At 70.1% G+C, this 8,759-nt stretch carries 10 protein-coding genes and 1 pseudogene; 6 read left to right on the top strand and 5 right to left on the bottom strand.

The window, feature by feature from the left end:
- Positions 1-216, top strand: a pseudogene (locus ACWEOO_RS41720) (hypothetical protein); the annotation flags it as partial.
- Positions 213-398, top strand: coding sequence for a hypothetical protein (locus ACWEOO_RS41715; RefSeq protein WP_452147781.1), 186 nt, complete (start codon positions 213-215; stop codon positions 396-398). The pseudogene ACWEOO_RS41720 and the gene ACWEOO_RS41715, both read left to right, overlap by 4 nt.
- Before the next feature lie 50 nt (positions 399-448).
- Here ACWEOO_RS41715 and ACWEOO_RS41710 read toward each other — a convergent pair whose 3' ends face one another.
- Positions 449-670, bottom strand: coding sequence for a hypothetical protein (locus ACWEOO_RS41710; RefSeq protein ID WP_363711358.1), 222 nt, complete (start codon positions 668-670; stop codon positions 449-451).
- 304 nt (positions 671-974) lie between these two features.
- Positions 975-1,715, bottom strand: coding sequence for a MerR family transcriptional regulator (locus ACWEOO_RS41705; RefSeq protein ID WP_359936637.1), 741 nt, complete (start codon positions 1,713-1,715; stop codon positions 975-977).
- Positions 1,716-1,797: 82 nt separating this feature from the next.
- On the opposite strand from ACWEOO_RS41705, the gene ACWEOO_RS41700 reads away from it, so the two are divergent.
- From ACWEOO_RS41700 to ACWEOO_RS41690, 3 genes are read left to right on the top strand one after another with little or no spacing between them, the layout of a single operon-like run.
- Positions 1,798-3,621 carry a hypothetical protein gene (locus ACWEOO_RS41700; RefSeq protein WP_452147780.1) on the top strand — a complete coding sequence of 608 codons (1,824 nt, stop codon included), beginning with the start codon at positions 1,798-1,800 and terminating at the stop codon, positions 3,619-3,621.
- A complete protein-coding gene (locus ACWEOO_RS41695) occupies positions 3,618-4,628 on the top strand; it encodes an alpha/beta fold hydrolase (RefSeq protein WP_452147779.1) in 1,011 nt (336 codons plus the stop codon). The genes ACWEOO_RS41700 and ACWEOO_RS41695 overlap by 4 nt, the downstream gene beginning before the upstream one ends.
- A gap of 47 nt (positions 4,629-4,675) precedes the next feature.
- A complete protein-coding gene (locus tag ACWEOO_RS41690) occupies positions 4,676-5,821 on the top strand; it encodes a CaiB/BaiF CoA transferase family protein (RefSeq protein WP_452147778.1) in 1,146 nt (381 codons plus the stop codon).
- A gap of 48 nt (positions 5,822-5,869) precedes the next feature.
- On the opposite strand, the gene ACWEOO_RS41685 is transcribed toward ACWEOO_RS41690, so the two are convergent.
- The 3 genes from ACWEOO_RS41685 to ACWEOO_RS41675 are packed head-to-tail and all read right to left on the bottom strand — an operon-like array spanning position 5,870 to position 8,230.
- Positions 5,870-6,952, bottom strand: a complete 1,083-nt coding sequence (locus tag ACWEOO_RS41685) for a LacI family DNA-binding transcriptional regulator (protein WP_452147777.1) — start codon at positions 6,950-6,952, stop codon at positions 5,870-5,872.
- Between the two features lie 11 nt (positions 6,953-6,963).
- Complete coding sequence (locus tag ACWEOO_RS41680; RefSeq protein WP_452147776.1) at positions 6,964-7,281, bottom strand: hypothetical protein; 318 nt, start codon at positions 7,279-7,281, stop codon at positions 6,964-6,966.
- Between the two features lie 4 nt (positions 7,282-7,285).
- Positions 7,286-8,230, bottom strand: coding sequence for a DUF6772 family protein (locus ACWEOO_RS41675; RefSeq protein ID WP_452147775.1), 945 nt, complete (start codon positions 8,228-8,230; stop codon positions 7,286-7,288).
- Between the two features lie 178 nt (positions 8,231-8,408).
- Here ACWEOO_RS41675 and ACWEOO_RS41670 point away from each other — a divergent pair.
- On the top strand, positions 8,409-8,759 hold a 351-nt coding region (locus tag ACWEOO_RS41670; RefSeq protein ID WP_452147774.1), incomplete at its 3' end, for a helix-turn-helix domain-containing protein.

Here is an 8,759-nt window from a genome sequence, read left to right as displayed (position 1 = left end):
GCCCCCCCTTCCCAAACCGCGTCCGCCGGCCCGGGGCGTTGGGGGGTTCTCCCCCGCGGCGCGAGCGTCCCCGCACCCGTCCTCGGGGTGGTGTCCGCGCACGATCGCGCGACCGGCCTGTTCCGCCGCCGGCAGCTGCGCCGGGCGCAGTACCCGATGCTGGCCGCGATGGTCGCCTTCACGGCCGGCGGGATCGCGCTGGTGACGGCCTCATGATCGCCCTGCATATGGGCGGCATCCCCGAGACCGCGATGGTCCTTGGCCCGATCCTCCTGATCATCGCCTTCCTCCGCATCGCCCGCCGCAACGAGTCGACCCTTCCCGACGAGGAGGACGACTGGGACGCCGACCTCGGCGACCTGCCGACGGACCGGCGGGAGCGGATCCACGAAAAGTGAGGCCCGGCAAACCCCCTGCGGTTCGCCGGGCCTCCCCGTTCCCCGTTGGTTCAGGCGGCCAGGGCCGGTTCGTAGTAGCCGCTGACGCGGGACGGCGTGCCGGCCAGTGTCAGCTCGGCCAGGCGCGCGCAGCCGGCGGTGAGGGCGGACTCCAGGGTCGGCCAGTCGGCGACGCACCAGTACGGGTCGTCGGGCTGCCGGTCGTTGTCGTCGTCGATGTCGGCACACCAGCCGCCGGTTCGGACGTGGTGGACATGCAGTCGGAGTTTCATGGCACTGGCTCTCAGAAGGGCAGGCGGCGGCCGGACGGCGTCCGCAGGTCGAGGGTCTGCGTCTGACGGCGCGTGGTGGTGGTGCGGGGCCGCCGACGAATCTGCTGCTGTCGCATCCTCTTCCTCCTGCCGGGTTGTTCTGGTAGCTATACGCTCCCGGATGAGGCGCGGTTCAGACATGCGGAGGATTACCTATCCGACTACCCAACCGCCCCCGGCCTTCACGTCCGGGTTCTCTAAGGGACGCTACCGGGGACCATGGACAGTTTTTCGGGGTAGGAAGAATTCCTGCCGAGCGCCTCGATCAGCCCGTGGAGGGGAGGGCTTTGGGGTCGAGGCCGAGTTCTTCGTAGGCGACGGTTTCGATTTCGTGGGCCATGGCTTCGCGGAAGGCGGCGACCAGGGCCTGGCCGGCCAGGGGGATGATGCCTTCGAGGGTGCGCTGGATCTCGGGCCAGCCGTCGGCGGGCATGCCGGCGTTGGTGAAGTCGCGCCAGACGGTCGAGCGGAACAGTTCGACGTACGTCTTGGCGACCGCGTCGGCCTGTGCGAAGAGTTTCGGCAGCATCTCGAAGATCGCCTGCATCGGGACGCCGAGCTTGATCACCTCGAGGCCGGTGCGCAGCAGGTCCGGGTTCGGGATCCGCAGCCGGCCGTCGTCCAGCCGCTCGGCGATCCCGAGCTCGACGATCTGCTCGATCACCGCCGGGTCGTGCGGTACGCCGGCCCGCTCGGCGAGCTGGAACTCGTCGAGCTCCTCCGGCTCCGACGGCGTCCACGGGTTCACCAGGGTCTCGAACACGCCGAGCGCCATCGCGCCGTCGGGCAGTTCGCCCATCATCCGCTCGACCGCGGCCAGCGTGTAGCCCTTGTCGAGCAGCTCGCGGACCAGCGTCAGGCGGGCGATGTGGTCGTGCCCGTAATACCCCGTCCGGCCGACCAGCCGCGGCGGCGGGATCAGCCCCCGCCCGGCGTAGGCACGCACGTTCCGGACCGTCATGCCCACCTTGGCGGCGAGCTGGTCGACAGTGAGCTCCTCATCCACCCTTGACAGTCTTCCAGACTCCACGTTACATAGTAGATGTAACATGCACCATGGCGCATGCCTCATGTCGTGAAGGAGTTCCATGGCGATCCCGCTGGCGACCACCGGTACGGCGACGTTCGACCAGATCGCGATCGTCACCGGCGTCGTGTCGGTGCTCTACCTCGCACTCGCCGTGCTGCTGTGGCGCGAACGCACCGGCCACGTCACGCTGGTAGGACGGTTGGCGGACACCATCGCGAGACTGGACGGAGTCCCCCGATGGGCCGCGCTGACGCCGTACCTGCACGCCGTCTCGCTGCTAGCCTGCGCGTTCGGTGTCTGGTGGGACATCGCGGTGCACATCGACCGCGGGCGTGACACCGGCCCGTTCGGTACGCCGGCGCACTACCCGATCTTCTTCGGCATCCTCGGCGTGATCGTGTCCGGCGTGCTGCCGATCGCGCTCGCCGGCAAGCCGCTGCCGGCCCGGACGATCAAGCTCACCCGCGGCTGGCGGATCCCGTGCAGCGCGGCGCTCGTCACGGTCTGCGGCACGTTCGCGCTGGTCGGCTTCCCGCTCGACGACGTCTGGCACCGGCTGTTCGGCGAGGATGTCACGCTCTGGGGACCGACCCACCTGCTGATGATCGGCGGCGTGGTGTTCTCGATCTTCGCGCGGCTGCTCGCGATCGCCGAGGTCGAGCAGTTGGTCGGGCCGAACAAGCGGCGGCTGTTCCAGGAGATCGTGTCGGTCGGCGCGCTGCTGATCGCCTGGGACCTGTTCAGCACCGAGTTCAACTACGGCGTACCGCAGTTCCCGCTGATCCTGCAGCCGCTGCTGATCGTGTTCGGCGCCGCGATGGCGTTCACGATCCTGCGCGCGCGGCGCGGTCCGGGGACGACGTTCGCAGCGCTGGGTGTGTACCTGGTGATCCGCGGCGGGATCGCCTGGGCGGTGGCCGAGCCGCTCGGCGAGATCGTCGGGCACTTCCCGCTGCTGGTCGTCGAGGCGCTGCTCGTCGAAGCCGTGGCGTTTGCCCTCGGCAACAAGAACCGCTTCCGGCTCGGCGCCGTCGCCGGCCTGCTGATCGGGACCGTCGGCGTGGTCGCGGAGTACGCCTGGAGCCACGTCTGGATGCCGATCGCCTGGCCGTCGTCGCTGCTGCCGTCCGCGATCGGGTACGGCGTGATCGTCGGCGCCGGCGCCGGCCTGATCGGGGCCTGGCTCGCGACCCGGTACGCCGAGGTGGCCGGCGAGGAGCGGGCGATCGGGATCAAGCACATCCGCCCGGCCGCGGTCCGGCGTACCCATCAACTGGGCGCGGTCGGACTGGTCGCAGTGGTGGCGACGGTGTTCTTATGCGTGCCGCGGACGGCGGATGCGGGTGTGTCCGGGGTTGTGTCGTTGGAGCGGGTGGCCACGGGGGCCGAGCCGACGGCGTACGTCACGATCTCTCTCACGCCCGCCGATGCGGCCGACGGCGCGCGCTGGTTCGAGGCGCTGTCCTGGCAGGGCGGCGGGCTGGTGTTCCACCCGATGGAGAAGGTTGCCGACGGCACGTACCGGTCGTCCGACCCGCTGCCGATGTACGGGAAGTGGAAGTCGATGATCCGGCTGCATCAGGGCCGGCGGGACATGGTGGCGAGCTGGGTGTACGCGCCGGAGGATCCGGCGATCGAGAAGCCCGCGATCCAGGTGTCGAACGGGCAGACGGTCGAGTTCGTCGACGAGCAGCAGGTGCTGCGGCGCGAGGAGCGGACCGACGTGCCACGATGGATGTGGAACGCCGGGTACGCGCTGCTCGCGGTGGTCGGACTGCTCGAGGTGATCGGGATCGCCTGGCTGGTCGGGCGCGGCGCCCGCGGTGGGCGGATGCGAGCGGCCCACCTGGCCGAAGGTGAACGGGAACGGGAGACTGCGTGACGATCCAGTTGGAGCGCTCCGGGGTCACGACTCCGGACGGAGTACGGCTGAACGTCGAGGTCGCCGGGCCGGCCGACGCGCCGGTGACGGTGCTACTGGTCCACGGGTGGACGTGCTCGACGCGTTCGTGGCACAACCAGGTCGAGAGCCTGCCGCAGATCCTCGGACCGGACGCCGTCCGCGTCGTCACCTACGACCACCGCGGCCACGGACGCTCGGACGCGGCGCCGGCCGGCACGACGCGTCTCGATCAGCTCGCCGACGACCTGGCCACCGTTCTCGACGAGGTCGTCGGTGCCGGCCCGGTCGTGTACGCCGGGCACTCGATGGGCGGGATGACGCTGATGGCGGCCGCCGACCGGCGCCCGGAGCTGTTCGGTTCCCGGATCCGCGCCGCGGCCCTGGTCAGCACCACCTGCGGCCACCTCACCGAAGGCGCCCTCGGCCTCCCCACGAGGTTCGACCCCGCGGCCAGCCGAATCGCGCCGCGGGTCCTGAACGCGGTAGGCCGGCGCATCGACCGCCGCGACGCCCGCAAGGCAGAAGCTCTGGCCCGCAAGGCGGCAGCCGAAGCTCGCGAGGTCGGGACGGCTGGTGCGGCGGCCAGGGCGCAGACCGCCGCGCGGCGGGCCGCGGCGGTTGCCGCTGGTCTGCAGCGGCCGGCGTTGCGGCGGGTGGTGTTCGGGAAGAAGCCGGATCCGGCGGAGGTCGACCTGTTCATGGCGGATCTGGCGGTGGTGCCCGGTGCGTCGTACGGCGGGTTCTTCGAGACCATGCTCGAGCACGACCGCGGGGACGCGCTGAAAGTGCTCGAAGAGCTGCCCGTGGAGATCATGCACGGCACCCGCGACCGGCTGCTCCCGCCGCGGCACGCGAACCGGATCGCCGCGCAACTCCCGAGCGCCCGCCTGTGGATCTACCCGGGCGCGGGCCACATGCTCATGCAGGAGCGTCCCCGAGACGTCACGCACCGCCTCGCGTCCCTGGCGCGCAAGGTGATCGCCTGAGAGTCGCGTCACGGCCCGCCGCGGCGTCCTCGCCTACTCTCGACCTCGTGCAGAACCTTCTCTCCGATGTTGTGGTCGTCGATCTGACCCGCGCGCTGGCCGGTCCGCACGCGGCGATGATGCTGGGGGATCTCGGCGCGCGGGTGATCAAGGTCGAGACGCCGGACGGCGGGGACGACAGCCGCGGCTGGGGTCCGCCCTTCGTCGACGGCGAGTCGACGTACTACCTGTCGGCGAACCGGAACAAGGAGTCGGTGACCGCCGACCTGAAGTCGGACGCGGGCAAGGAGTTCCTGACCAAGCTGGTCCGGAAGGCCGACATCCTGCTGGAGAACTTCCGGCCCGGCGTCCTGGACCGGCTCGGCTTCTCCACCGAGCGGCTGCACGAGCTGAACCCCGGCCTGGTGATCCTCTCGATCACCGGGTTCGGCCACGACGGCCCCGAAGGCGGCCGGGCGGGGTACGACCAGATCGCCCAGGGCGAGGGCGGCCTGATGAGCATCACCGGCGAGACCGAGCCGACCAAGGTCGGTGCGCCGATCGCCGACCTGCTGGCCGGGATGTACGGCGCGTACGGCGCCCTGGCCGCGCTCCACGAGCGCTCGATCACCGGTAAGGGCCGGGTGGTGCGGACCAGCCTGCTCGCATCGGTCGTCGGCGTGCACGCGTTCCACGGCACCAAGTGGACGGTCGCGCACGAGCTGCCCGTGCGGGTCGGCAACCACCACGCGCAGATCGCGCCGTACGGGCTCTACCGCACCCAGGACGACATCGTGCAGGTCGCGGTCGGCAGCGAGGGATTGTGGCGGCTGTTCGCCCCGATCGTCGGCCTCGATCCGGCGGACGAGCGGTTCGCGGCCAACTCGGCGAGGGTGGCGCACCGCGACGAGCTGACGGCGGCGATCGAGGACGCGTTCGCCGGCGCACCTGCTGATGTGTGGCTGCAACGCCTTGCAGACAAGGGGATTCCCGCCGGCAAGGTCCGCGACTTCCAGCAGGTGTACGACTGGGAACAGACCCGCTCCCAGGGCCTGCTCATCGACGTCGAGCACCCGGCGCTCGGCACCATCCAGCTGCCCGGCCCGCCGCTGCGTTTCGACGACAACCCGTACGCCGGCGCGCGCGAGACCAACCTCCCGCCACCCCGGTTGGGCGAACACAACGACTCGGTGCGCGCCTGGCTGGAAGAGTAGGCGGACCTGAGCCACTCACCAACCCCGCGCCACCTGCCGAGCCAACGCTCAGCTGGGCGCCGGACTCGGCTGGTCCTGGAGGTTGGTGAGTGTTGGGCGTCCGCCCGTCGACGCCCGGACCACCAGCTCCGGGCGGATCAACGTCTTTCGCGGACGCTCGACACCGGACTTCAGACGTTGCAGCAGCAGGTCGACTGCGGTGGTGCCGACCTCGGCGGCGGGCAGGCGGACCGTGGTGAGCGGCGGCTGCAGGTACGCCGCGTACGGGTGGTCGCCGTATCCGGTGATCGCGACGTCGCCCGGTACGGCGAGGCCCCGCTCGGCGAGGACGCGGAGCAGACCGAGCGCGAAGTAGTCGTTCCCGGTGACGATGCCGTCCGGCAGGTCCAGCGACTGCGCGAACCGGTACGCCTCCTCCGGCTGCCAGGGCAGGGCGAGCGAGTCGTACCGGCGGGTGGGAACCGTACGGACCAGGTCCTCCGCGACCGGGAGCCCGGCGTCGGTCATCGCCCGGCGGAACCCGGAGATCCGGTCAGCCGTCGTGGTGATCGGCAGGTCCTCCTCGAGCAGCAGCAGGCTGCGCGCGCCACCGGCGATCAGGTGGCTGGTCGCTTCGTACGACCCGCGTTCGTAGTCGACGCCGACCATGTCGCAATCGAGTTCGGGCACGTCACGGTTAACGAACACCAGCGGGATCCCGCTGTCCCGGACACGGCGCCAGTGGTCCCACTCGGCCTGCACCGGTACGACCACGGCGCCGTCGACCGCGGAGCGCAGCAACGCCTCGGTGGCGCGCTGCTCGTTCTCCACGCTCTCGTCGGTGACGAGCAGCAGCAACGAGTACCCCTGGGCGCGGACCCGAAGCTCGATGCTGCTGATCAGCTGCGCGTAGAACGGGTTCGAGGGGTTGGTGATGACGAGGCCCAGGGTCATCGCCGAGCCGAGCACCAGCGACCGCGCAAGCGTGTTCGGGACGTACCCGATCCGCGCCGCCTCGGCCTGGACGGCGGCCCGCGTGCTGGCGCTGACGCTGTCCTTGTCGCCGAGCGCGCGCGACACCGTGTTCACCGACAGGCCGAGCGCCGTCGCGATGTCCCGCAACGTCGGCCGCGGCCGTGGGCCCTCCGTCATCCGTCCCCCTCTTACGCCTTCACGGCCAGGTGGATCCGTACCTGCACCGAGCCCTCGACCTTAGCGCGCAACCGCAGCCAGTGGCCGAACCCGGCGGCCGGCCAGCTGACCAGCTTGCCCGGCTCGACGACGTGCTCCGCGTCGTCGAGGTCGCACCAGGTGATCCCGTCCGGGGACACCTGCGTGACGTACGTCGCCGTACCGTCGCCGCCGACGTGCTGCACGAACCAGCGCGCCTCACTCGCCCAGGCGACCTCGTAGGGCTCGGTGGCGAACCGGGTGTCGAAGGTGGTGTCGCGTTCCAGCACCGCCGTCATGGACTGTCGCATGGGCCTACCAATCAACCGAGATGAGGACGGAGTCGAGGAAGAGGAAGTTGCGCACCGAGCTGTGGGTGCGGACCGAGAAGTAGAAGTTCAGCAGGTTCTCGAGCGTCTCGTAGCGCTCCTCGTACGGCGGAACGGGGACGTCGCGCATGTCCATCACCCGGTCGTTGACCTGCAGCTCCACGTTGCGCCGCTTGTCGGTGTCGATCAGCCAGCGCAGGTAGTGCCAGTTCACCTTGGTCGGGACCTCGTTGTAGCAGAGCTCCTGCGGCTCGCCGAACGGTTGCCAGTCCTCCGGGTTCGGCGCGGTGAAGTCGGCGGCGTACTCCAGCTTCACCTTGCCCTCGAAGTGCTCGCGCGGCGTCGGCTCGGGGACGGTCGGCGCCATCCACCGCCGGGTGAAGTGGTTGTCCAGATCGGTGTTCTGGTAGCGCGCAACCGTGTGGTACCGCAGGCCGCCGTCGCCGCACAGGTCGGTGGCGACCGTGAACGCGCCGAACTGCGCCTCGGATGGGTGCGTGTTGCCGTCCCACTGGACGTCGCCGAAGTTGTCCAGCTCCGCGCCGCCCCCGAGCGTCGCTTCGGACTTGAAGGCGAAGTACGTCTCCAGCTGGACGAGGCCGCGGCCGCTCATCGTGAGCCGGCGGATCGCGACCGCCGTGTGGCCCTTGTACGGGCGGGTGGCGAGCTTGAGCGCGTACGTGCCGCTGAGCGCGCCGTGCGTGCCGATGTCGAAGAAGTTGCAGGCCGACAGTTGCGGCGGCCGGAAGTCGCGCATGTGGTCGTCGACCGTGCTGAGGTCGCCGCGGCCGTTGTAGTTGCCGAGCAGCTCGGTCCAGCCGTGCGTGCCGCTGTCGAACTCGTCGAAGGCCAGGATCCGCGGCAGCGGCGAGAACTTGGACAGCTTCGGATCGGCGGACAGTAGCGCGGCGCGTACGTCGGATGTCGTCACGCAGTGCCTCCCAGAGAAGTTGGATGTTCGGTGAAGTTAACGTTCACGGGAAATTGCCGTCAACGGGCCGTTCCACCTACAGCAACGGTGGTCTATTGACACGTAAATCCCACGCTTCTACGGTGCATTAACGCTACCGTTAACGTTCACGGTGGCATCCTCTTCCCTGGGAGGCACCATGCAGTCGCTGAGCCGTGCCCTCACCGTCCTGGCCGAGCTCAATCGGGAGGACCGCCCGTACGGCGTCACGGAGCTGGCCGTCACCGTCGGTCTGCACAAGAGCACCGTCCACCGGATCCTCGCGACGTTCTGCGCGCACGGCCTGGCCGCGCGCGTCGACGACCACCGCTACACCGCCCGGGACGGCCTCGCCGCCCTTCGGCAGACGGAACGCCCGGCAGCGCCGGAGCACTCGCTGGCCGAGCTGGGCGCCCGCCTCGGTCGCCTGGTCGTCCTCGCGAAGCCGCTGCCGAAGACCGCCGGGCTGGTGCTCCAGGTCGCCGACGTTGCAGGCGGCGGCACTCGTGGT

Source organism: Kribbella sp. NPDC004138 (assembly GCF_053603655.1).
Note: the sequence above shows the minus strand (reverse complement) of the source record. Positions and strands in the feature narration are given on the sequence as shown.

Excerpts from the sequence above, each read along its gene's own strand:
- ACWEOO_RS41685 (WP_452147777.1), bottom strand. The coding sequence starts at position 6,952 with ATGACGGAGGGCCCACGGCCGCGGCCGACGTTGCGGGACATCGCGACG.
- ACWEOO_RS41680 (WP_452147776.1), bottom strand. The coding sequence starts at position 7,281 with ATGCGACAGTCCATGACGGCGGTGCTGGAACGCGACACCACCTTCGAC.
- ACWEOO_RS41715 (WP_452147781.1), top strand. The coding sequence starts at position 213 with ATGATCGCCCTGCATATGGGCGGCATCCCCGAGACCGCGATGGTCCTT.
- ACWEOO_RS41700 (WP_452147780.1), top strand. The coding sequence starts at position 1,798 with ATGGCGATCCCGCTGGCGACCACCGGTACGGCGACGTTCGACCAGATC.
- ACWEOO_RS41710 (WP_363711358.1), bottom strand. The coding sequence starts at position 670 with ATGAAACTCCGACTGCATGTCCACCACGTCCGAACCGGCGGCTGGTGT.